This is a genomic window from Methylacidimicrobium sp. B4 (assembly GCF_017310545.1).
GTDB lineage: Bacteria > Verrucomicrobiota > Verrucomicrobiia > Methylacidiphilales > Methylacidiphilaceae > Methylacidimicrobium.
The window spans coordinates 1,109,212-1,131,146 of the sequence record NZ_CP066203.1 but is presented as its reverse complement, the minus strand read 5'-3'; the positions used below and the strand labels follow the sequence as shown (position 1 = coordinate 1,131,146).

Here is a 21,935-nt window from a genome sequence, read left to right as displayed (position 1 = left end):
GGAAGGTCTTTTGCGGGCTCACTCGCCCCAGATCCGGCGATCGAGCGAGCGGAACCCGATCGCTTCGGCCAGGTCTTCCTCGCGCAACTCTTCCCGTCCTCCCAAGTCGGCGATGGTCCGGGCGACCTTGAGGATCCGGTGGAAGGCCCTCGCTGACAGGCCGAGATCGGAAAGAGCCTGGGAGAGGAAGCCTGCGCAGGGGGGAGAGAGGACGCAGAAGCGAGTAATCTCGCGGGCGCCCATTCGGGCATTGGAGTGGATCTTGCGCCGCCCCGACAGCCTCCGGGTCTGAATTGCGCGGGCCTCTTCCACCCGGCGTCGCATCGCCGCCGAGCTCTCCGCCTCCTCGACGCGAAGGAGCAGCTCCCGGTCGACGGCGGGGACCTCCACGTGAAGATCGATCCGGTCGAGCAGAGGACCGGAAATCCGGTTGAGGTAGCGCCGCATCGCCCCAGGCGTGCACTTGCCGCGAACAGCGTCGTCGAAGCCGCCGGTTGGTGAGGGATTCATGGCCGCCACTAGCATGAAGCCAGCGGGAAAGGTGACCGTTCCCGCCGCCCGTGAGAGGGTGAGCTTCCCATCCTCGAGCGGCTGCCGGAGTGCCTCCAGGGAGTTCCGGCTGAATTCGGGAAGCTCGTCGAGAAAAAGAACCCCGTGGTGGGCGAGGCTGACTTCGCCGGGAATCAGGCGAGGTCCTCCGCCGACGAGGCCCGCGTCGGAGGTCGAGTGGTGCGGTGAGCGAAACGGGCGGTGGCGTATGAGCCCGCCACCGTTGGGCAGCAGACCGGCGACACTGTGGATCCGGGTCGCTTCGATCGACTCCTCGAGCGTCATGGGCGGGAAGATCGAGGGAAGCCGCTGGGCGAGCATCGATTTTCCGCTTCCCGGCGGGCCGATGAGCAGCACATTATGCCCGCCGGCGACGGCGATTTCCAGGGCCCGCTTGGCGGCGATCTGGCCCTTGACGTCCGCGAAGTCAAGCTCGCTCGGGAGTTCGGGGGCCAAGAGAAAACGCGAGCCATCTGGTAGTGGCGAAGATTCCGGATCGCGAAGAACAGCGGCGGCTTCTGCGAGACCTCCAGCCGTGTGGATTCGGATACCCGAGACCACCGCCGCTTCCGCTGCGTTCGCCGCGGGTAGCAGGATATGCTTGGCCCGCTGCCGCTGGGCTTCCAGGGCGGCAGAGAGGACGCCGCGGACGGGCCGAAGCTCTCCAGAGAGCGCGAGCTCGCCGAACGCCCAGAAGTCTCCGAGGTACGGGCTCTCCAGTTGACCCGTGGCGGCGAGGAGTGCGAGAGCGATGGGAAGATCGAAGCTGGGCCCTTCCTTCCGGAGATCGGCCGGGGCCAGGTTGATCGTCGTGCGGCCGATGGGCGAGCGAAACCCGGCGTTTTGCAATGCCGTGGAAACCCGATGGAGGCTTTCGCGCACAGCGGCGTCGGGCAACCCGACCACCCGTGTCAGAAACGCTCCGGGGGAGTTGTCGACCTCGACTTCGACGCGCAACGCGTCGACTCCCCAAAGCGAGGCCGAACAGATCCGGGCGAGCATGCGGGCGCCCATTCTCCCACTTTTTCCGGGAAACGGGAAGGTTCCGTCTTCTCTTGCCGCAAAAGCAACTTATGATGATCGCATGTATAGGAATCTCTTTCGTCTCTGTTCTTCCATGGGATTGATCGCCTTGCTTTGGTGCGGGGGAACGCCGCGTTCCCTACCAGCCGCGGAATCCGCGGCGCCGTCGTCCGTCGAAGCGGCGGCCGAACCGCCTCCACCGGGATCGACGAAGTATGCGGTCAAGCAGGGCGATTCCCTATGGAAGATCAGCCGGCGATTCAAGATTACAGTCGAAGCGCTCCGCAAGGCGAACGGATTGAAGAACGACCGGCTCCAGATCGGACAGGAGCTCATCGTTCCCCCTCCTTCACCCAAGGGAAAGCAGGGCGAAGCCGAGACACCTTCGGGGAGCCCGATGCCCCCTTCAACGCCGAATCCGCCGGCGGGAACGCCGCAATAGGATAGACTGGACGCGGGCCCGCGCCTCAGCCTCATGGTTCAATCCGGAACGCCGGCTCCCGCGGCGCACCGCCCGCAACGGGGCGCTCGCCGCACATCGGACGCTAGTAGGCAAAAGAGCGTCCGACTCCGTTGCAAGCTTGTCGGGCAAAAGACGGCTTGCCAGAATCGAGGCTGTCGCTCATTCGTTGCTGAGTGAGATGTCACGCCGGCACCCTCCCGGCCTTCTCCTGGTTCTTCGGTGTGACCAAGCATTACGGGCAAGCGGGCGGGGACGTTTTCGATCGGTCACTCCCCCGAGTCACGTTCCCTTCCAAGAGAGAAGCGAACCGCCGAGCAAGATTCTCATCGGCAACGGGAGCCTTTCGATGAAGAATCGCTAAGCCCCGGGAAATGTAACTTGTCCGGCCTTTCGTCGGGTTGTACTAGCAAGATGAGAGTTTCTGGTTCACGCAAGAGACCGTGCGCTCAGCCGATTGTCGGGCTACGGACCACCGGACACACGGAGGGATGGGATCATGCGAAAGTATCTTTGCGAGTTGATCGGGACCTTCTTTCTCATGCTCACGATAGGCTGCTGCGTGATCGGGGCGTCCACGGGGGTCCTCGCCCCGCTGGCGATCGGATCGGCGCTCATGGTGATGGTCTTTGCCGGCGGCCATCTCTCCGGGGGACATTACAATCCTGCGGTAACGCTCGGGGCTTGGCTGCGTGGCCGATGCGCCATGCAGGACGTTCTCCCGTACTGGGTCGCCCAGGGAGCTGGCGCGATCGTGGCGTCGGTTGCTGCACAGGCGATCAAGGGAAACGCTCCGGTCACCCGGATGGAGGTCTCCATGGGTCCGGCTTTCCTGGCGGAATTCCTCTTTACGTTTGCGCTGGTCTACGTGGTCCTCAACGTGGCGACGGCCAAGGGAACGACCGGGAACTCCTTCTACGGTCTGGCCATCGGCATCACGGTGATGGTGGGCGCGTTTTCGGTTGGATCGATCTCCGGGGGAGCCTTCAACCCTGCGGTCGCCGTCGGGCTGGGCTGGATCGGGCTGATTCCCTGGCCGAGCTTGGCTCTCTACTGGATCGCGGAGCTCCTGGCGGGTGCGTGTGCCGCTTGGGTCTTCCTGAGCCTCAATCCAGAAGACCGTTGACCCGTCGCCCTGGTCAGCTACGCGGCTCGACGGAGGACGCGCTTGTGACGGCCCGCGTCCGTTCCGGCATCGGAGCCTCGGCAGGCTTGGCGGTGGGCGGAAAGGGAACGATCTTCCAGAAGAGCGGTCGGAATCGTTCCCACTCGCGAAGGATTCTTTCCGCCGGAGCGCTACCGGTTCTCTCCAGATGGCGATAGAGGAGCTCGTGGAGCTGTCGCTCATCTTCCGGGAGCGTCAGCCGCTCCGGACGCACCATTTCCGGGTTGCAGCGCTCCTCGAAGCATCCTTCCTCGTCGAAGACGAAGGCAAGCCCCCCAGACATCCCGGCTCCGAAATTCTTCCCGGTGGGACCCAGCACGACCACGACTCCGCCGGTCATATACTCGCAGCCATGGTCCCCGATGCCTTCGACGACCGCAAGCGCCCCGCTATTGCGGACGGCAAACCGCTCCCCGGCCTTCCCGCGCACGAAAAGGAATCCGCCCGTCGCGCCGTAGAGCACGGTGTTGCCGCAAATGACGCTCTGCTCGGGCCGGTAGCGGCAACCGGAAGGCGGAACGAGGGCAATCTCGCCGCCGGACATGCCTTTCCCGACATAATCGTTTGCTTCTCCCTCCAGGAGGATCGTGATCCCTTTGACCAGGAAGGCTCCCAGGCTCTGGCCCGCGGTTCCCGCAAGATGCAGGCGGATCGTCCCCTCGGGCAGCCCATCGTCGCCGAAATGGTAGGCGATCTCTCCGGAGAGTCCCGCCCCGATGGAGCGGTGGACATTCCGGACCCGGTGGTGCAGCTCGATCGGCTCCTTGGAATGAATTGCGGTCTTCGCCTCCTGAAGCAGGATGTCGTCCAGCGGGCGGTCGCCCTGCGGATCGTTCCGTTCCCAAGTGTGGAAGCGAGGCTCGGTTTCTCCTACTCCAGGGAATGAGAGCAGCGTCCCGAGCTCGATCCGGTTTGCCTTGGGGTGGTCTGGGATCTCCTTCCGCTCCAGAAGCTCGGCTCGCCCGATGATCTCATTGAAGCTGCGGGCGCCGAGGCCGGCGAGGATTTCGCGCACCTCCTGGCTCACCGCATCGAAGAAGGCGATCAAGCCCTCCGGCGTCCCTCGGAATTTCCCTCGCAGCCGTTCGTCTTGTGTCGCGATCCCCGTGGGGCAGGTGTTGAGATGGCACTGCCGTATGTAGACGCAGCCCAGCGCGATCAGGGCCATGGTTCCGAAGTTGAACTCCTCGGCACCCAGGAGACCGCCGATGACGATGTCGCGGCCGGTTCGCATTCCTCCATCGGTCCGGAGGGTCACGCGGCTCCGCAATCCGTTGGCCAGGAGCACCCGCTGAGTATCGGCCAGTCCGATCTCCCAGGGACTGCCCGCATACTTGATCGAAGAGAGGGGGGAAGCTCCCGTGCCTCCATCGTGGCCGCTGATCAGGATCACGTCGGCGTGAGCCTTGGCCACCCCAGCAGCGATCGCCCCCACTCCGGCCTCGGAAACGAGCTTCACGCAGATCCGGGCTCGCGGATTGACCTGCTTCAGGTCGTAGATGAGCTGGGCGAGATCCTCGATGCTGTAGATGTCATGATGCGGCGGAGGGGAGATGAGCATCACCCCCGGGGTGCTCCGGCGCAATCGGGCAATCAGGGCGGAGACCTTGTGTCCGGGGAGCTGGCCTCCCTCTCCTGGCTTCGAGCCTTGTGCCATCTTGATCTCGATTTCCGATGCACTGGCCAGATATTCTGCGGTGACGCCGAAACGCCCGGAGGCGACCTGCTTGATCGCGCTGTTGAGAGAATCGCCGTTCGGCAGGCGTGCGAAGCGCACCCGGTCTTCCCCTCCTTCGCCCGTGTTCGACTTGCCCCCGATTCGGTTGAGGGCGAGGGCCAAGGTCTGGTGGGCCTCCGCCGAGAGGGCTCCCAGAGACATTCCCGCCGTCGTAAAGCGGCGCCGGATCTCCTCGACAGGCTCGACCTCCGAAACCGGAATGGATTCCCGCACTCGAAACCGGAGACAATCCCGCAGGGCGAGGGGCAGATTGGTCGTCAGGGATTCCCCGATCTTTCGGTAGTCCTCATTCCGACCCGCCTTGTCCTGCCCCTTGAGCCCGACGAAGGTGTGGATGCTCTGGATCAGCAGGGGAGTGACCGCGTGACGCTCTCCCTCCCTTCGGAATCGGTAGTGACCGCGATCGGTCAGCTTCGATTCCGAGCGGAAGGCGGTCGAGTGTCGGGCGAGCGCCTCCTGCGCGAGCTCGCGGTAGCCGATTCCTCCCAAATGGGAGACGACCCCCTCGAAGCATTCCTGAATGACTTCCCCCCCGAGCCCCAAGGCCTCGAAGAGCTGCGCGCCGTGATAGCTCCAGAGGGTGGAAATGCCCATCTTCGACAGGATCTTGAGCAGCCCCTTTTCGATGGCCTTTTGATAGTTCCTCAGGACGAGCTCCGGAGGCGTCTTGAGTTCGCCCCGGATGGCGAGATCGCCATAGAGCCGCAGGGCGAGATAGGGGTTGACGGCGGTCGCCCCGAACCCGATCAGGCACGCAAAATGGTGGACGTCCCGGCATTCTCCGGTTTCGCAAAGTAGGGTTGCCCGCATCCGCCTTCCAGCGCGAATGAGGTGATGATGGACTGCGCCGACGGCCAGGAGCATCGGCACGGGGGTTTCGCCCGGCGAAACACCGCAGTCGCTCAGCACCAGGATCGAGGCACCGCTTTCCACCGCCGCATCGGCCTCCTTGCGAATCTCCGAGAGGCGCCGAACGAAACCCTCCTCCCCTTCCGCGGTGGGGAAGAGGCACGAGATCGTCTGGCTCCGGAGACCCGGCTCGGGCCGGCTGCGGAGCTCCGCGAGCTCGGCATCGGTCAAGAAAGGTGTGGAGAGCCGGACCACGTCTCCCTCGGGCAGGCGGTGCACGAGCGGATTTGGGCGCTGGCCGACCCACATTTCCAGAGACATGACCAGCCGCTCCCGCAAGGGATCGATGGGGGGATTGGTGACCTGTGCGAAAAGCTGGCGGAAGTACCAGTAGAGGATGCGTGGTTCCCGGGAGAGTGCGGCGGGCGGAGCATCGTCGCCCATCGACCCGATCCCCTCTTCTCCTCGTTCCGCCATCGGCTTGAGGACCTGCTTGATCTCCTCCTCGTCGTAGCCGAAGGCGAGCAATTCCGGAAGGAAACCGGACTCTGCCGAGGGGGGCGGGGTCAGCGCAGGCGGCGCCGAAGCAAGACGGTGGCTATGGGCGCTCAGCCATTCGCGGTAGGGGAGCCGGCCGGTAAAGCTCTTCTTGATTTCCCGGCTGTGAACGAGGCGTCGGGAAACGGTGTCGACCGCGAAAATCTCACCCGGACCCAGCCGTCCCTTTTCGACGACCGTCTTCTCGTCGAGACCGCCGATGCCCGCCTCGGAGCCCAGAACGACGGTTCCGTCCTCGGTGACCTTGTATCGGATCGGTCGCAACCCATTGCGATCAAGACAGGCGCCTACCGTCCGGCCATCGGAGAAGACGAGGGCCGCCGGCCCGTCCCAGGGCTCACTCAAGAGCTCGTGATATTCATAGAAGGCCCGCTCGTCGGGAGAGAGCCGAGGCTCCGCCTGCCAGGCCGCCGGCACCAGCATGAGCATGGCATGCAGCAGGTCGTAGCCGGAGTGCAGGAGGAGCTCGACTGCATTGTCGAGGTTGGCCGAATCGCTCGCGGCGGGCAGCAAGAGCGGAGCAAGGTGGGCGGCCTCCGCCCCCCAGAGAGAGCCGGAGAGATCCTTCTCGCGAGCCCGCATCCAGAGGCGGTTTCCCAGGATCGTGTTGATCTCTCCGTTGTGACCGAGCACACGAAACGGCTGGGCGAGCTGCCAGGCCGGGAAGGTGTTGGTACTGTAGCGCTGGTGGTAGACCGCGAGTGCCGTCTCGAAGGCGGGATCGTGCAAATCGCGATAAAACTTCGAAAGCTGCGGCGAGACGAAGAGCCCCTTGTAGACGATCGTACGGCTCGAGAAGGAGGGCATGTGGAACTCCTTCACGCCGTCGCGGGCGATTCGCTGCTCGATCTTTTTGCGGCAGAGGTAGAGCGTCCGCTCGTACTCCACGGAGGAAAGGGAGCGGTCCTCCGGCCTGCCGACCAAGACCTGCTCCAGCTCCGGGCAGGTGCGCGCCGCCTTGTCGCCGAGCGCGTCCATATGAACCGGAACCTTGCGCCAGCCGAAGACGAAAAGGCCGTGCTCGGCGAGGGACTCCTGAACGAGCTTGCGGCAATGCGCCTGCTCGTAGGCGTCTTCCGGAGGGAGGAAGCAAAACCCTACGCCCAAGTCGTCATCCCGGTACAGCTTGGCGCCCCACTTCTCGATGTCCTTCCGGAAGAGACGCGCCGGAAGCTGGGTCATTACCCCGGCTCCGTCTCCGGTTTTCATGTCCGCATCGACCGCTCCCCGGTGGGAGAGGGAGCAGACGCAGGAGAGCGCGCTCTCCACGATCTTGTGCGAAGGCGTCCCTGTCAAGGTGGAGACGAAGCCGACGCCGCAACTGGCCCGCTCCGTGCTCGAGTGCCATAGGGAGGCCGGGACCGGGTGGTTCTGTTTCGAGTGGTTCCCAACGGACATTCGGGTAAAATTACGAAAATCTTCCTTGGAAGCAAGGATTCCGCTCACAAATGAGAAAGAAGGGCGGTTCGCGGGAGAGGGATCGATCGAGGGCATAGGAAAATGCTGGAGCGGGGGCGCGGGAGGAACTAGCTTAAAAGTTGAGCTATCCTCTTCGTGCGGGAGAGGGTCCGCGATGCCGTCCATGGGGAGAGATGCGAAAAGCAGGAACCGTCTTGTGAGCGGTCGGATCGCGGAGAAGTTTCGCTCCCTCTCCGTCGAGGGGAGGCGGGCGTTCATTCCCTACGTCACGGCAGGGGATCCAACCCTTTCTGCTACCCGGGACCTCGTGCTCTCCTTGGAACGGGCGGGAGCGGATCTCGTCGAGCTGGGGATTCCCTTTTCGGATCCCCTGGCGGACGGAGAGGTCAATCAGGCGGCCGCCCACCGCGCGTTGCGGGCGGGAGCCACGGTTGAGGGCGTGCTAGAGACCGTCGCCGAGATCCGCAAAGGCTCGAGCCTTCCGATCGTTCTCTTTAGCTATCTCAACCCGCTGCTGCGAATGGGCCTTGAGCGGTTTGCCAGCGAAGCAAGCCGGGTGGGGGTCGACGGCGTCCTGCTGGTCGACCTGCCCTTGGAAGAGAGGCTACCCGGGCTCGAATCGCTGGAGAGAGGACTCACTCGGATCCACCTGGTGGCTCCGACCACCGCGCCAGCGCGCCGGCAGGCGATTGCCCAAGCCGCGGAAGGCTTTCTTTACTGCGTGGCTCGCCTCGGAACCACCGGGGTGCGCGACGAAGCTCCCGCCGAAGCCGAGGATCTCGTCCGCTCGATGCGGACGCTCTGCACAGTACCGGCCTGCGTCGGCTTTGGCATCTCCACTCCCGAGCAGGCCGCCACCGTGGCGGCTTATGCCGATGGGGTGGTGGTCGGCAGCGCCCTCGTGGAGCGGATCGGGGCCTGGGGTGCGGCAGCGGATCTGTGCGAAAGGATCGAGCATTTTGCGCGGAGGCTGGCGGAAGGGGTGCATCGTGCATCGGGGAAGGGCGTGCCCGCAGCCCCGCTCCGGGAGCCTGCGGGAGAAAGAGGGAGAGTTGGGCATCCTTGCGCTTGATTATGGGAGCAAGCGGATCGGTGTAGCCGTCAACGATCCGACGCTCACGCTAGCCTTGCCCCTCGGTTACCTCCCGGCAGAGCCGTTTTCGGAATTCGTCCGGGAGCTCAAGGAGTTCATTCGTCGTTACGAAGTCAGCCTTCTCCTGGTGGGTCTTCCGCGGAACATGGATGGCTCCTACGGACCGGCCGCGGAGCGCGTCCGGGAATTTACCCGGAAATGCAAGCAGCTCATCCCGATCCCGGTCGAATTGCGGGACGAGCGGCTGACGACGAAGCTCGCCGCCCACTATCTGCGTGAGGCCGGACGGAAGGAGAAGGCGAGCCGGCAGAAGATCGACGGGGTGGCGGCCGCGATCCTCTTGCAGTCTTATCTCGACGAGTTGACCCTCCGGGAGACTTGAGCGATCATGGCTTGCTGGGGAGACGAAAAAAAAGCTGGCCGTCATGGTGTTGCGGCTGCTAACCACTTTAGACCTATGAGGAGGACGTTAGCGGTCGTAGTGATCTTATGGGTGCTGAGCCCTTTGGGGATCGCCCGGGGAGCGTCTAGTACTTCCTATCCTGCGTCGGCCGCTGCCGAAACGAGCGATCCCAAGGGCGGGGTGGCTCTCGACACGGAAAGCATTCCCGAGTTGGCTCTCTATCACGAAGGCACCAACGAAATTCAAGTCATGTCCGGGGCGCTCTTTTCCTTGGGGAGCGGGGGGGGGAGGTACACCTTCGACGAGGCGCCCACTATCTTGAGCTGGGGCTGGATGCTGACCACGCCGAAGGGACACGGATTCTTCCGCGGCAATGTCGAGGTGCTTCTCGATCTCTACGCGAGTGGCATCTTCGCGGGTCCCATGAGCGGGAACGTGGTGGTGGGTCCCAACGTCTTCGTCCGGTACAACTTTGTTCAGCCGAACTGGCGGATCGTCCCCTACGTCGAAGGGGGGCTTGGCTTTGTTTTTACCGATGCCTATACGGTGCCCACCCAGTCCATGGTCGGGCAGGCGATCGAGTTCACGCCGCAAGCCGGGGCCGGATTCCGCTACATGCTTTCGAAGCACTGGTCGATCAATGCCGAAGCGCTCTTCCACCACATGTCCAACGCCGATATGGCGGCGCGCAACATCGGGGTGAACGAGGTCGGAGGGCTGGTCGGCTTTTCGTACCTGCTCGGATCGGAATAGGCTCGATCGCTCTCGATTGCGCCCGGTGAACCCTTCCGGCAGCGCGCATCGGAATCATTGGCTGGTGATCGGAAAAAGGAAACGTCCCTTGCCGATTCGTCGTCCGGCCCCTTGAGATGAGTGCGACTACGGATTATGAAGTGTCCATGCCGCATGCGGAAGAAATGAGGAAACGGGGGGCAGCCTCCGTCGAGGAGGCGGCGGAATCTCCGCTCATTGGTCATCGAATCGAGCTTTCCTACGTCGGCAGCGCCTTTTCGGGTTGGCAGCGGCAAAAGGGGAAGCCGTCGATCCAGGAGGCTCTGGAATCAGCCATCGAACGGATCTGGGGTCGGCCGATCGCGGTTACGGGGGCCAGCCGGACGGACGCCGGCGTGCATGCCCTGCGGCAGGTGGCTTCCTTCGCGGCCCCAAGAAAGCTGATTCCCGAGGAGCTGGCGCGAGCCCTCAACTACTTTTTGCCGGATTCCGTCCGGGTGCGCGAGGTCAAGCTGGCCCCCCCGGAATTTCATGCACGGTTTGCTGCCCGGTCCAAGACCTACGAATATCGGGTGTGGAACCACGCGGTGCTCGATCCCTTTCTCGTGGACCGGGTCTGGCACGTTCCTTTCCCCTTGGCGCTGCCGGCCATGCGGGAGGCGGGCGATCTCTTTGTAGGGACGAAGGACTTTTCCTCCTTCGCCACCAACCCCGGCCGTGCCTATTCTTCGACGGTGCGCACGATTTCGGCTCTGGCACTGCATCGCCGTGGGCCTTCCGTGCGCATCCGGGTCACGGGCGATGGCTTTCTCTATCACATGGTCCGCAACATCGTCGGAGCGCTGGTGCGCGTGGGCAAGGGGCGATTATCGCGGGACGGGCTCCAGGAGATCCTCGAAAGCCGGGATCGCAAGCGCGCCCCCGCCTCGGCCCCTCCTTGGGGCCTCTATCTTCTCCGCGTTCAGTACGCGCCTGCGAGGCGGAACCGCCGTGCGGAAGACTCTCGCACAAGCGGGCCTTGCTCCCGGTTAGACCAGAGGACGAGATCGAGGTACGAGTGAGCGGAGAAGCTCTTTTGGAGATCGGGCTGATCGCACCCCGGATCCCGCCGAACACCGGGAATGTCGCCCGACTCTGTGCTGCGACCCGCTCGACGCTCCATCTGATTGGCCCGCTCCCCTTCTCCTTAAGCGACCAGGCGGTGCGGAGGGCGGGGCTCGACTATTGGTCGGAGGCGGTCGTCCGGCAGTGGGAGTCCTGGGAGGAGTTTCGTGCCGCCTTGGCGGGCCGCCGGCTTCTTTTCTTTGAAACCGGCCCCTACCGCCGGTATACGGAGGCGCTCTACCGGCGCGGCGATGTCCTTCTCTTCGGCCAGGAGAGCCGAGGGTTGCCCCGGCGGCTCTTGGAGGAAGATCCAACCCATGTGTTCACGATCCCGATCCTAAACGCGAAGGTGCGGAGCCTGAACCTGGCAAATGCGGTGTCGATCGTCCTCTACGAGGCGATTCGGCAGCTCACGATGAGAGGAGGGGAGCGGGAAGAAGGGAAGGAGAGCGGCGGTGCTGGCTAGGCGGATCATTCCCTGCCTGGACGTTCATTCCGGGCGCGTGACCCGCGGGCAGCAGTTTGGAAGGGCCGAGGAAGGGGGCTTGCGGGACGTCGGAGATCCGATCGCCTTAGCTGCTCGTTACAACGACCAAGGTGCGGACGAGCTCGTTTTCTACGACATCACGGCGAGCGTGGAGGGTCGGACGGCGCTTCTCGACGTCCTCTGCGCGGTTTCGGATCGTTGCTTCATTCCGCTGACGGCGGGAGGCGGAGTCCGTACCCTCGAGGATATTCGAGAAATGCTGCTCGCAGGTGCGGACAAGGTGAGCGTGAATACCGCCGCCCTGGCGGATCCCAGCTTGATCCGCGCGGGCGCGGAGCGCTTTGGTGCGCAGTGCATCGTGCTTTCGATCGATGTCCGGAGAACCGGCCCTGGATCCTGGCAGGTCTGCAGCCACGGAGGCAGACGCGAGACCCCCTGGGAGGTGCTCGCTTGGGCGCGGAAAGGGGTCGAGCTGGGGGCCGGAGAAGTCGTTTGCAACAGCATCGACAGCGACGGGATGAAAAACGGATACGATCGGGCACTCGTTCGCCTTCTGGCGGACGCGCTTCCCGTGCCTGTCGTCGCCAGCGGAGGTGCGGGGAAGATCGAGGATTTCGGCGAGGTCTTTCTTTCGGGCCATGCGGACGCGGCTCTTGCGGCCGGGATCTTTCATTCGGGGGAGGTCTCGATCCCCGAGGTCAAACGCTTCCTGCGGGCGCAAGGCGTCCCCGTCCGGATTTAGAAGCCTATGGGCCGGAGCACCGGGTGGAAAGCGGCCTTGCGCTTGAGCGGCCTGATTCTCTTGCTCTCTCTGGCCCGAGGAGCGGCCCTCCCGTGGTCCGCGCATGCCCTGGATCTTCTCGCTCAGGCTCGCCAGCAGGTGGCGGAGGGAAATCTCGAAGAGGCGGCGCGCCTCGCCCGGAAGGAAGCGGTTGTTCATCCGGAGGAAGGAGAATCCTGGAAGCTGCTCGGTGCCGTTGCGCTCCAGCGGGGCGATTGGCCGCAAGCCGAGCGCGCCCTCGAGCGCGCCTTGCGCGTCCGGGGAAGGGATCCGGAAGCGGCCTCCCTGCTGGCGGTCCTCTGGCGGCGGGAAGGGCGTTTTCGCGATGCGGCCGATCTCTTGCGGCTCCTGGGTGGAGAAGCCGAAGCGGATCAGCTGGCCGGGTTCGGAAGGGAGGCCCCCTTTCTGCAGAGAGGACCCGACGAGATCCAGCTCGACTGGGTCGGGTCCGGTTTGCGGCCGGTGGTGCCAGTCCTCGTCGGGGGGAAGCGATGGGCCAACTTCCTGGTCGATACCGGAGCGTCCTGCGTGGTCTTGGACCGGCGCCTGGCCGAAGAGATTCGGCTTCCTCCGGCAGGATCCGCCCAGCTCATCGGGGCTGGCGCCAGAAGCGCGAGCGGAAAGCTGGGCCGACTTGATTCGCTCCGATTCGGTGCCACCGAGGTCCGTAACATTCCCGTCGTGGTCGTCGATCTCCGCCAACCAGAGCGGGTGGGCGAGTCGTTTGATGGAATCCTGGGGTCGGAGTTTCTGCAGCATTTCGTCGTCACCCTCGACTACCCGAGGCGGCGTCTCTCCTTGCAGAAAGCGGAGAGGAGCGGGACGGGCCGGAGCGCTCCGGCCAGCGCCGGCGTCCGGGCCGCTGAAGTACCTCTGCGGCTGACCCCGGGCGGGCTCCTCGTAGTTCCCATGGAAGTGGCCTCGCGGGAGAGGCTCTTGGTCTTCCTCGACACGGGCGCGGCCGAGACCGCGCTTGCGCTCAGCCGGCGGGCGGCGCGCCGACTCGGCCTCACGCCATCGAGTCGGGGAGATCGCTATTTCGGGGTGGGAGGGCGCTACCTCGCCTCGCCGATCCTCCTTCCCGAGGTCCGGTTCGCGGGCTTCTCGGCGCACCATCTCTCGGGCGTCATCGCCCCGTTTCCCCAGCGGATCGAGCAGGGAGAAGGTCTCCCCTTGGGGGGCTTTCTTGGAAGCGGTTTTTGTCGGCGCTTCCGGGTGACGATCGATTTCTCCCGGATGCGCGTCCGCCTGGCGATGCCAGAGCGCGAAACTTAGCCCACGGACTCCTCGTCCCTGCGGGTGCCGAAGGAGGACGGCGTCGCCGGATCGGCCGCGGGCATCGGACGAAGGCAGCGAAAGGCGAGGTAACCGAAGAAGAGCAGGGCGAGGAGAGGCTGGAACCAGAGATGGGTCCAGCCGTGAATGGGTCCGTAGCTCGAAGAGCCCAGCCCGAGCGTAATCCCCATGAGGCACGCCGCGCTCGCTCGCTGGCCGAGCGAGAGCTCCCCCAGCGCGAAAAAGGCCGTTGCCGGGGCGAGGAGGATGTAGGAATTGGCCTCCGTCCTTGGATTGAAGAGCATCAAGTAGGCTGCGGCGAAGCCGTCGAGCCAGAGGGCCCCGCGGGTCGGATCGCGCCGGAGGGCGACCCGGCCGAGCAGGAGCGTCAGCGGGGCCGCGAGCGCGCGGCAGGCAAAGAGCCAAGCCGAAGGGAGGGAGATCCCTACCGCATTCAGCAGGCCCGAGAGGTCCGAGAAGATCGGCTCGTCGGGCTGGCCGGAGAGGAGAAACTTCTGCCAGAATTGCTGATACTGGTCGAAGACGAACCCGGCGGATCCGAAGAGCCAGGGCAGTGCCAGAAGGAGAAGAGTCCCGAGGATCAGCGACCGGCGGAGGCGTGGGTAGAGGGCTCCCGCCAATAAGTAGGGGACGATCGAGACCGGCTTGTAGGCCAAGCCCAGGAGAAACCAGGCAGCGGCCCGATTCTCCCGGGCGTTCGAGGCTTCGAGGAAGCCATGGATCATGGCACCCGCCAGGGGCAGGTTGGTTTGGCCGTTGCGGGCGGAGGCGAGGGAGGCGGGGATCGTAAGGAGGCTCAGGAGGATGAAGGAGCGGGTCGGGCGGGGGAGGAAGCGGGCCAGGCGGGCGAGGGCGCTGGCGACGATGGCGAGATTCACGGCCCGCCAGAGAATCTCCCTGGGTACCGGAGGAAGGAGCGCAAAGGGGGTATAGAGGATCGCCGATTGAGGCAGGTAGAGGAATCCATGTACGCTCTGCAGGTTGTAGAGGTTCCGATGCTCCCACCAGGATCGGCTTGCCTCGGCATAGGTGGGGGTCACCGCATGCTCGGGTGCGTGAGCGACCACCAGGGAGAGGAGAACGAGATAGCCGAGCCAGAGGAGGAGTCCGGCGCGCGTGAGGGGGTTTTCCCGGGAGCTGGGTTTCATCGCACGAGGAAGGCGGTGGCAAAGTCCGCAAGGGTCGTGAACCGGGCTCTCGCCCCGAGCCAGTCGAGGAACGAAGCGAACCGGTCGAGCAGCTCCCCTCCGCAGGGGGAAGAGATCCAGCGGGGTAGGCCATAGCCGCCCAGATCCGCGAACTCCCAAGGATGAAAGACGAGGTGGAGATAGCCCGATTCCGCCAGAGTCCAGGCGGCGGCCGCCCGGAAGAGAGGCGCCGGCGTGTTCTTGAATGCCAGCCAGAAGAACGGAAAGCGAATCCAGGGAGAGACCGAAACCGGGATCTGGAGGAGCTCGCCCTTCCGGTAGGCCTTGCGCGGGGCGAAGAAGCGGCAGTAGCGCCCCGGCAGGAAGGTCGGGTTCTCCGAAGAGTTATAGAGGTAACCGGCGTTCTGCAGGAGCTGGTCCGCTACGGGGCGGAAGCGCGGGCTTCGATAGCCATAGACCCGCTTGCCCGTAATCTCCTCCAGCACCCGTTTCGAGCGATCGGGATCGGATGGCGTAAAACCGGTGTGCGCGAATCCATGGGAGGCGATCTCCTGGGTCAGTCCCAGCGCTCGAACCTCCTCCGGGGCCTTCATCGCGAAGAAGGCGGTCGAGAAAAACGTGGAGACGATCTTGCGATCCGCTAAAAGCGGCATCAATCGACGGAGCCCGACGAGAGCCACTTCGATCTGCTCTCCCTCGGGCAGTGTCCGCCCGAATTCCATGGGGATATCGAACTCCTCGAGGTCGAAGCTAAGGAGTGCGCGTGCGGCGCTCATGGTAAAGCCCCATCCAATCCCGCAGCCGGATCCTGCAGAGATCCGCCAGCATCGCTGCGGAGTCGCGCAGGAGCTTTACCTTGCCGGTCTTGTAGGAATGTTCCCTCACCGGCTGCACGGGCATTTCGCAAATTCGCAATCCCAGCTTCCTTGCCAAAAAAAGGAGCTCGACGTCAAAGGAGAAGCCGGTGGAATGGAGAAGAGAAAAGAGCCGTTCGGCCGGCTCCCGGCGGAATCCTTTCAAGCCGGCTTGGGTGTCCGCGTAGGGAAGGCCCAGGAGGAAACGGGTGAGCCGATTGTAGGCGACGCCGAGGAAGCGGCGGCTGAGATTCGGCGCACCCTGAGAGGCGCGGCAGGGGGAGCGGGAGCCGATCACGACATCGGATCTTCGGAGCTCCGCGACGATCCGGTCGAGATCGTCGAGCGGGTAGGCGAGGTCGCCATCGGTGAAGCAGAAAGAGGCTCCGCGGGCTTCTCGGAATCCGAAGAGGATCGCGTGCCCTTTCCCGCGATTGCACGCATAGCGAAGAAGTCGGACATTGGGGAGCCTCCGCTTCGCAAGGAACTCGGAGAGAATGGTTGGCGTGGCGTCAACGGAGCCGTCGTCGACCAGGAGGAACTCGTAATCGGGGTGGTATTCGGCAAAGCTCGTGACCCGAGCGGCGACCGCAGTGGCAATTCCCGCTTCATTGAAGAGGGGCAGCACGATGGAGAGAGAAGGGTGCACGCGAAGAAACGAAACTCGATCGAGTTCCCTTGTGGCCGATCGTCCTGGCGGATTACGCCGTCCGGCCCGCGCCGTCCAGCCAAACCGCTCGGATTAGGAAACGGAGGAGAGGGGCTCCCTGGCAAGCCGCAACTGCGGAAAGAAAGAGCATCGGCATTGGCATCGCGGTTTGCTTCCAGCCCAACCCTACCCCACTTTGCGTACGATCGCGACCAACACGCCCTGGACGGAAAGGTCGCGTGCGGGGCGCAAATCGGCGAAGGCGGGATTCTCCGAACGAAGCACGCAGCCGTGCGTCGGATCGAGAATCAGCCGCTTGAGCGTGCATTCTCCGTCGATGAGCGCTGCGACAACCTGACCCTCCCGAGCGGGCTTCCTTTCGATCAACGCCAGATCTCCGTCGAGAATGCCCGCCCCGATCATGCTCGAACCGTGGACGCGCACCGCGAAGCAGGCGGCACGGTCGGAAACTCCCAGGGATTCCGGAGTGAGCCGCAGTGTCTCCGCCTTCGGCTCCTGGGCGAGGATCGGCGAACCGGCCGGAATGGAAGGGAAGAACGGAATGGGGAATCCCTCTTCCACCTGTTTCCGCAACAGGATTCCCCGGGAGTTCTTCTGCCGGGAGATCGATCCCATCGCCTCGAGGCGCTCGAGCTGGTAGGAGACGGCTCGCGGGCTGCGGAAGCCGCATCCGTGCTGGATTTCTCGAACCGTCGGCGGCCGGTGATGGCGCTGGAGATACGACTCGATGAAGCGGAGGATGCGCGTCCGCGAACCTTGCTTATCCACGAGCATAACACATCAGTGGAAGGCCGAGTAAGGCTTGTCAACTGTTTTCCCGAGGGGAGGAGCGCAACCCCTTCTGGAGCGCCCTTTCCCCTTGGACGAGCGGGAGGGGGAGGCCAGAGTGGTGTAGGGACGGATTGTCCGCGCAGAGATGGGAATCATTTTTTTCGACGGAGGCTGCGGCCTGTGCAACCGCTTTGTCTGGTTCGTGTTGCGCCACGATCGCAAGCGGGTGTTCCGATTCGCGCCGCTCCAGGGAGCTCGGTTCCGTCGGGAAGCCGAGAGGAGCGGACCGTTGGCCGGATCTGAATCGGTGGTTGTCGTATGGGAGGAGGAGGGAAGACGCGAAGTGCTCCTGCGCGGGAGGGCGGTCGTTCGGGTATTGCGGCAGCTGCCGCGGTTCCGCTGGCTGGCGACCCTGCTCGGCGTCCTCCCTGAGCCTTGGCTCGATCGATTCTACGATCTTGTGGCGGCTCGCCGCTATCGCTTATCCGGGAAGGGAGCGACCTGCCGGAGGCCGAACGAGGAAGAGGAGCGATATTTTCTCGATTGAACGAGCGGAGAGTGCTTCCTTTCTCTTCGCCTGCTGCCCTTCCGCTTCGGGAAGGGCGGGGACGGAAGGGAGATCGGCGTGAATCACGGAGACAAGCTCGAGGCGATTTTTGCCCTGCAGGAGAGCCTCAATCGTCAAATCGGAATTGAAACCGCTTCGCTCGACGACGAGGGAAGGGAGCGGTGGCTGCTCAACTATGCGCGAGCCATGAGCCAGGAAATCGCGGAGCTGACGGACAGCGTGCCCTGGAAGTGGTGGGCACGTTACCAGAAACGGGATTTTCAGAATGCTCGCGTGGAGCTCGTCGATCTCTTTCACTTCCTGGTCTCTGCGGCACAGGTGCTCGGGATGAGCGCAGACGACCTCTTCCTCGCCTATCGGAAGAAGCACGAGGTCAACCAGGGGAGGATCGCCAGCGGCTATCGGCAGAAGGACCCGGACGACAGCCGGCATGTGTGACTCTCTGAGCATGATGTTGCCGGCGCTCCGGACGCGGGAAGCGGACGAGACAAAACGCCTCGTTCGGCCGGGGGGCTGGGAAGGGCTGTTTTTGCGTCGGGCGCCGATCGTCTGCGATCTGGGAGCGGGAAACGGCCGCTTTGCTGCCACCTACGCCGAGCTCCATCCGGAATGGAACGTATTGGCGGTCGAACGGAAGCTCCAACGGGTGCGGCAGATCGAGCGCGCCGCGGAGCTTCGCCGTCTTCCCAACCTGAAGGCGCTCTGGTTCGGATGGGATGATCTCTTGCTCTTCTGGTCCCCTCCGGCTTCCTGCCGGGAAATTCACGTGCTCTTTCCCGATCCCTGGCCCAAGCGGCGCCACCAGGGCCGTCGCACGCTACGGGCTGGCATTCTGGCCGCGATCCTTCGGGCGTTGGAGCCGGGCGGCTTCTTCCGTTTCCTGACCGACGATGCCGGCTATGCCGCGGTCGTCGAGCGGGCCGCCTCCCTCCTTCCCGGATTGGAGCGGAGGGGAGACCCGGGCGGGTTTCCGGCGAGCCATTTCGAGACCATCTTTCGGAGCAAGGAACATCCGCTGTATGGAGCCGTGTGGCGGAAAGCGGAAGGGGCGACTAGCGGGATGCGAGGCGGATCATGAAACTTTCCTGGCAATGGCTGAACCAATATTGCGAAGTTACGGTTTCGGTCGAGGAGGCCGTCGACCGCTTGACGATGAGCGGCCTGGAGGTCACGCAGTGGAGGCGACGAGGACCGGAAGACCCGAGGATCGTAGCGGCCGAGGTTGTCGATTGGCGTCCACATCCGGGTGCCGACCGGCTTCGGCTCGTTCGCGTCCGGATTCCCGATAAAGAGCTTGGCATCGTCTGCGGCGCGTCCAACTTCGACCGGGGGGATCGGGTCGCTCTCGCCCTCATCGGAGCTGTGCTTCCTGGAGGGCTCGAGATCGCGCGGAGACGGATTCGAGGGGAGGAGTCGGAGGGGATGCTCTGCTCGGCCGAGGAGCTGGGGCTGGAGGAGGGGAGATCGGAAGGGATCCTGCTGCTCCCCGCCGGGAGCGATCTCGGGACTCCCCTCGCATCGATTCTCCCGACCGACATCGAGTGGATCGTCGAGGTGACTCCCAATCGGCCCGATCTCCTCTCCTATCGAGGGATCGCGCGGGAGCTGGCCGCTTTGGGCTGCGGTCGCCTGCTCCCCTTCCCCCAGGGCAATGCTTCTTCCTCCTTTGATCCCTTCCCGGGGAGGGTCGTCTTGGGCGCGCCCGACGGGGCGCCCTGGTATGCCCCCGCCTTGCTCGAAGGAATGGAGATCCAGCCGAGCCCGTCGTGGTTGCAGGAGCGGCTGCGGGGTTCGGGCGTCCGGCCCGTGAATGTGGTGGTCGACATCACCAACTTCGTGCTCTTCGAGCTAGGGGAGCCCCTGCATGCCTTCGATGCGGACGCCTTCCCGGATTGCGAGATCGCGGTCCGGCGCGCGGCTCCAGGCGAGCGGTTCCTCACTCTGGGCGATCAGGAGATGGCCCTCGATCCGGCGGACCTGGTGATCGCGAGCCGACGGGGGCCGGAGGCCTTGGCCGGGGTCATCGGGGGCCGGCGCTCGGCCGTATCGGAGAAGACGACGCGCGTTCTCCTGGAGTGTGCCTGGTTCCGTCCGACCGAGATCCGGGCCGCAGGCCGCCGGCATTCGGTTTCGACCGAAGCCTCCTATCGATTCGAGAGGAGGGTGGATCCCGGTGTGGCCTGGCTTGCGCGGGAAAGAGCGATCCGTCTGCTCTTGGAGCTGGCGGGTGGCAGGCTCGTCGGAACATCGACTTTTGGTGCGCTACCCTTCCCGCAAACGCCAATTTGGCTACAAAGACGAACGGTGGAGCGGTTATGCGGAGAGCTTCCCCCGTCCGACGAGATCGAGGCGATTTTGAGCGGTCTGGGGCTGGAGCTGGTCGAAAAGAACGACTCTGGCTGGCTCTGGCAGGTCCCCAGTCATCGGGCCGACCTGGAAGGAGAAGCCGACCTGGTGGAGGAGATCGTTCGAATGCGCGGCCTAGCCGAGGTGCCTTCTCGGGTTTCCGTCGGATGGACGGAGAAGAGTCGGGACGACAAGCGATGGGATCGTCGGGAAGCGGTGCGAAGCGCGCTGGCGGCGCGAGGATGGCAGGAGTGCCTCTGCTTGCCCTTTGTCGCGGGCGATCCGGAAGGGGTTGGAGTCGAGCTGTCGAACCCCGCGAGTAGTGAGTTTCGCTTTCTCCGCTCCGATCTCGGATCGGGCCTGCTTGCGACCGCCCGTGCCAATTGGGCGAAGGGCAATCGGAGCCTCCGCCTCTTCGAGCTTGGCCGGGTCGTCCATCGGTGCGAGGGACGGGTCGAGGAGCGGGAACGCCTTGCGGTGCTCGCGGCCGGAGAGGCAGGGGAGCCTCATTGGTTGACGCGGGAGCGTACCCTCGACTTTTACGACGTCAAGGGACTGGCGGATTTTCTGGAGGAGTCCTTTTCCTTCCCCAAAGAGGCGCGACTTCGACTGGAGCGCATCTCCCGGGAGGAGGCTGCCAAGCACGAGATCGATGCGGAGATCGTGCTCCTGGAATACGATCTCGAGCACTGGCTTGGGCAGGAATGGGCCAGGACCGTCTTCCGGCCGTTGCCGATCTATCCTCCGGTTCGGCGGGACATCGCCGTCGTCGTCGACGAGGCCGTGACCCATTCCGAAATCCGTCGCCTGATCGAGGCGACCCGGCCGCCATGCCTGGAAGGGCTGCGGTTGTTCGACCTCTTTCGGGATCCCTCGGGGGCTCGACTGCCGGCTGGAACCAAGTCGCTCGCCTACGCCTTGACTTTCCGGGCCTCCGATCGCACCCTAACGGACAAAGAGGTCAACGGGTGGATGGAGACCGTCAAGAACGCCCTGCGATCTCGAGGCTGGTCGCTCCGGGAGACCTGAGTCGAGCGGCCGGTGGGTTCTTTGACGAAAGCGGGAGTAGCCCGGGAGCGAGCGGGCTGCGGAAGCAGTTTTGCACGGAGAGCTTGCGAAGAATTTCCCTATGCTGCTCGTGCTTGGAATGCGCGCCTTTCCTCCGATAAGTTCGATTACGGGAGCCGGCATTGCACGCGCTGCCGACGCCAGGCCTTCGCTGGAAGACGGAGGCACGCGGCAAGGCTCCCACTTGCCTGCAAAGTGGTCGAAAGGCCTCATTTCCACACGGCAGCACGGGGACCTTTTTTTCCGTCCCTGGAACTAGAGATAACGCTTGATCTCCCGAGGGAGACCGTCCCGCTCGTCCGCCAAAGAGCATTGCCGGCAGTTCATCTGCCGGTGTTCCACCGGCGACGCTGATCTAGCGACCCATGCTCTCGTTTCCGGAAGCAAAGGCGCGGGCGGCTCTCGCCAGCCTCCCGTCCGGCACGCTCCGCATGCGCCGCGTTCCCTCTTTCGCAGACGGTTGACCAGAAGGAACCGACAGGCTTCGCCCGATTCCTTGCGGGTTGCGGGAGCGTGAGATAGCCCCGTTACGGATCGTGACGATGGCCGCCCGCATGGAGTTCACCGCATCGATCCGGGGAGCGTCGGTGGGGTGGACTTCGATCACGGCAACCCCTCGCCAAAAGAAGCCAAGAAGCGCTATTACGCACTGCAATCGTCTTGGCGCAGGCAGAGAGGAGGGGAGCCCGGGCACCGGATCGACCGTCCCCCATTCCGCCTCCTTCTTCCAGCAGCCCAGCCGCTTGAGGGATTCAGGCAATCCCGCTTCGTAAGCTCGCCTTCGCTCGGCGGCAGAACAGGCGGCGTCCGTTCGACAAGTGGCTCTTTTGGCGCAAGCCGGCCGGACCAAAAC

At 64.3% G+C, this 21,935-nt stretch carries 20 protein-coding genes and 1 other RNA gene; 14 read left to right on the top strand and 7 right to left on the bottom strand.

All coding sequences use genetic code 11. From position 1 onward, the window contains the following. Positions 1-18: 18 nt before the first annotated feature. Positions 19-1,563, bottom strand: coding sequence for a YifB family Mg chelatase-like AAA ATPase (locus MacB4_RS05485; protein WP_370569413.1), 1,545 nt, complete (start codon positions 1,561-1,563; stop codon positions 19-21). Between the two features lie 103 nt (positions 1,564-1,666). Here MacB4_RS05485 and MacB4_RS05480 point away from each other — a divergent pair, with 103 nt between their 5' ends. Next, entirely contained in the window at positions 1,667-2,014 is a 348-nt protein-coding gene (locus MacB4_RS05480) for a LysM peptidoglycan-binding domain-containing protein (RefSeq protein ID WP_206864829.1), read from the top strand. Positions 2,015-2,531: 517 nt separating this feature from the next. After that, positions 2,532-3,158 (top strand): MIP/aquaporin family protein, encoded by a 627-nt coding sequence (locus MacB4_RS05475; protein WP_206864828.1) that lies wholly within the window; start codon positions 2,532-2,534, stop codon positions 3,156-3,158. A 13-nt stretch (positions 3,159-3,171) separates the two neighbouring features. Here MacB4_RS05475 and gltB read toward each other — a convergent pair whose 3' ends face one another. Next, positions 3,172-7,740 carry a glutamate synthase large subunit gene (gene gltB, locus MacB4_RS05470; protein ID WP_206864827.1) on the bottom strand — a complete coding sequence of 1,523 codons (4,569 nt, stop codon included), beginning with the start codon at positions 7,738-7,740 and terminating at the stop codon, positions 3,172-3,174. Between the two features lie 217 nt (positions 7,741-7,957). Between gltB and trpA the strand changes: the two genes are divergently transcribed. The 7 genes from trpA (at position 7,958) to MacB4_RS05435 (ending at position 13,636) form a co-directional block, all read left to right on the top strand. After that, positions 7,958-8,833: a tryptophan synthase subunit alpha gene (gene trpA, locus MacB4_RS05465; RefSeq protein ID WP_206864826.1), complete on the top strand. Its 876-nt coding sequence runs from the start codon at positions 7,958-7,960 to the stop codon at positions 8,831-8,833. Next, on the top strand, positions 8,814-9,236 hold the full coding sequence (gene ruvX, locus MacB4_RS05460; protein ID WP_206864825.1) for a Holliday junction resolvase RuvX: 423 nt from the start codon (positions 8,814-8,816) through the stop codon (positions 9,234-9,236). The genes trpA and ruvX overlap by 20 nt, the downstream gene beginning before the upstream one ends. 75 nt (positions 9,237-9,311) lie before the next feature. Next, positions 9,312-10,010, top strand: a complete 699-nt coding sequence (locus MacB4_RS05455; RefSeq protein ID WP_206864824.1) for an acyloxyacyl hydrolase — start codon at positions 9,312-9,314, stop codon at positions 10,008-10,010. Positions 10,011-10,126: 116 nt separating this feature from the next. Then, the gene (truA, locus tag MacB4_RS05450) at positions 10,127-11,050 is read left to right on the top strand and encodes a tRNA pseudouridine(38-40) synthase TruA (RefSeq protein WP_242529354.1); all 924 of its coding nucleotides are present in this window, start codon (positions 10,127-10,129) and stop codon (positions 11,048-11,050) included. Next, positions 11,047-11,559 carry a tRNA (cytidine(34)-2'-O)-methyltransferase gene (locus MacB4_RS05445; protein ID WP_206864823.1) on the top strand — a complete coding sequence of 171 codons (513 nt, stop codon included), beginning with the start codon at positions 11,047-11,049 and terminating at the stop codon, positions 11,557-11,559. The genes truA and MacB4_RS05445 overlap by 4 nt, the downstream gene beginning before the upstream one ends. Then, positions 11,549-12,322, top strand: a complete 774-nt coding sequence (gene hisF / locus MacB4_RS05440; protein ID WP_206864822.1) for an imidazole glycerol phosphate synthase subunit HisF — start codon at positions 11,549-11,551, stop codon at positions 12,320-12,322. Before MacB4_RS05445 ends, hisF begins: the two co-directional genes overlap by 11 nt. A gap of 6 nt (positions 12,323-12,328) precedes the next feature. After that, a complete protein-coding gene (locus MacB4_RS05435) occupies positions 12,329-13,636 on the top strand; it encodes an aspartyl protease family protein (protein WP_206864821.1) in 1,308 nt (435 codons plus the stop codon). Here the strand turns inward: MacB4_RS05435 and MacB4_RS05430 are convergent. From MacB4_RS05430 to lexA, 4 genes are all read right to left on the bottom strand, one after another. Continuing rightward, positions 13,633-14,805: a glycosyltransferase family 87 protein gene (locus tag MacB4_RS05430; RefSeq protein WP_206864820.1), complete on the bottom strand. Its 1,173-nt coding sequence runs from the start codon at positions 14,803-14,805 to the stop codon at positions 13,633-13,635. The two genes, MacB4_RS05435 and MacB4_RS05430, sit on opposite strands and share 4 nt — an antisense overlap. Continuing rightward, a complete protein-coding gene (locus tag MacB4_RS05425) occupies positions 14,802-15,581 on the bottom strand; it encodes a polysaccharide deacetylase (RefSeq protein WP_206864819.1) in 780 nt (259 codons plus the stop codon). The genes MacB4_RS05430 and MacB4_RS05425 overlap by 4 nt, the downstream gene beginning before the upstream one ends. Then, complete coding sequence (locus MacB4_RS05420; protein WP_206864818.1) at positions 15,556-16,308, bottom strand: glycosyltransferase; 753 nt, start codon at positions 16,306-16,308, stop codon at positions 15,556-15,558. The genes MacB4_RS05425 and MacB4_RS05420 overlap by 26 nt, the downstream gene beginning before the upstream one ends. A 186-nt stretch (positions 16,309-16,494) precedes the next feature. Next, entirely contained in the window at positions 16,495-17,103 is a 609-nt protein-coding gene (gene lexA, locus MacB4_RS05415) for a transcriptional repressor LexA (protein WP_206864817.1), read from the bottom strand. A gap of 142 nt (positions 17,104-17,245) precedes the next feature. Between lexA and MacB4_RS05410 the strand changes: the two genes are divergently transcribed. From MacB4_RS05410 to ssrS, 5 genes are all read left to right on the top strand, one after another. Continuing rightward, positions 17,246-17,647 carry a thiol-disulfide oxidoreductase DCC family protein gene (locus tag MacB4_RS05410; protein ID WP_206864816.1) on the top strand — a complete coding sequence of 134 codons (402 nt, stop codon included), beginning with the start codon at positions 17,246-17,248 and terminating at the stop codon, positions 17,645-17,647. A gap of 78 nt (positions 17,648-17,725) precedes the next feature. After that, on the top strand, positions 17,726-18,106 hold the full coding sequence (locus tag MacB4_RS05405; RefSeq protein ID WP_206864815.1) for a dUTPase: 381 nt from the start codon (positions 17,726-17,728) through the stop codon (positions 18,104-18,106). Continuing rightward, positions 18,099-18,746, top strand: a complete 648-nt coding sequence (locus tag MacB4_RS05400) for a tRNA (guanosine(46)-N(7))-methyltransferase TrmB (protein WP_206864814.1) — start codon at positions 18,099-18,101, stop codon at positions 18,744-18,746. The genes MacB4_RS05405 and MacB4_RS05400 overlap by 8 nt, the downstream gene beginning before the upstream one ends. After that, a complete protein-coding gene (gene pheT / locus MacB4_RS05395; RefSeq protein WP_206864813.1) occupies positions 18,743-21,043 on the top strand; it encodes a phenylalanine--tRNA ligase subunit beta in 2,301 nt (766 codons plus the stop codon). The genes MacB4_RS05400 and pheT overlap by 4 nt, the downstream gene beginning before the upstream one ends. Positions 21,044-21,135: 92 nt before the next feature. After that, positions 21,136-21,320, top strand: a non-coding RNA gene (gene ssrS / locus MacB4_RS05390) — 6S RNA. Between the two features lie 117 nt (positions 21,321-21,437). On the opposite strand, the gene MacB4_RS05385 is transcribed toward ssrS, so the two are convergent. Beyond that, positions 21,438-21,842, bottom strand: a complete 405-nt coding sequence (locus MacB4_RS05385) for a hypothetical protein (protein WP_206864812.1) — start codon at positions 21,840-21,842, stop codon at positions 21,438-21,440. Between the last annotated feature and the right edge of the window lie 93 nt (positions 21,843-21,935).

Coding starts and splice junctions, on each gene's coding strand:
- MacB4_RS05430 (WP_206864820.1), bottom strand. CDS start 14,805: ATGAAACCCAGCTCCCGGGAAAACCCCCTCACGCGCGCCGGACTCCTC.
- MacB4_RS05455 (WP_206864824.1), top strand. CDS start 9,312: ATGAGGAGGACGTTAGCGGTCGTAGTGATCTTATGGGTGCTGAGCCCT.
- pheT (WP_206864813.1), top strand. CDS start 18,743: ATGAAACTTTCCTGGCAATGGCTGAACCAATATTGCGAAGTTACGGTT.
- MacB4_RS05400 (WP_206864814.1), top strand. CDS start 18,099: ATGTGTGACTCTCTGAGCATGATGTTGCCGGCGCTCCGGACGCGGGAA.
- MacB4_RS05480 (WP_206864829.1), top strand. CDS start 1,667: ATGGGATTGATCGCCTTGCTTTGGTGCGGGGGAACGCCGCGTTCCCTA.
- lexA (WP_206864817.1), bottom strand. CDS start 17,103: ATGCTCGTGGATAAGCAAGGTTCGCGGACGCGCATCCTCCGCTTCATC.
- MacB4_RS05475 (WP_206864828.1), top strand. CDS start 2,532: ATGCGAAAGTATCTTTGCGAGTTGATCGGGACCTTCTTTCTCATGCTC.
- truA (WP_242529354.1), top strand. CDS start 10,127: ATGAGTGCGACTACGGATTATGAAGTGTCCATGCCGCATGCGGAAGAA.
- MacB4_RS05410 (WP_206864816.1), top strand. CDS start 17,246: ATGGGAATCATTTTTTTCGACGGAGGCTGCGGCCTGTGCAACCGCTTT.
- MacB4_RS05485 (WP_370569413.1), bottom strand. CDS start 1,563: ATGGGCGCCCGCATGCTCGCCCGGATCTGTTCGGCCTCGCTTTGGGGA.
- MacB4_RS05435 (WP_206864821.1), top strand. CDS start 12,329: ATGGGCCGGAGCACCGGGTGGAAAGCGGCCTTGCGCTTGAGCGGCCTG.
- MacB4_RS05425 (WP_206864819.1), bottom strand. CDS start 15,581: ATGAGCGCCGCACGCGCACTCCTTAGCTTCGACCTCGAGGAGTTCGAT.
- gltB (WP_206864827.1), bottom strand. CDS start 7,740: ATGTCCGTTGGGAACCACTCGAAACAGAACCACCCGGTCCCGGCCTCC.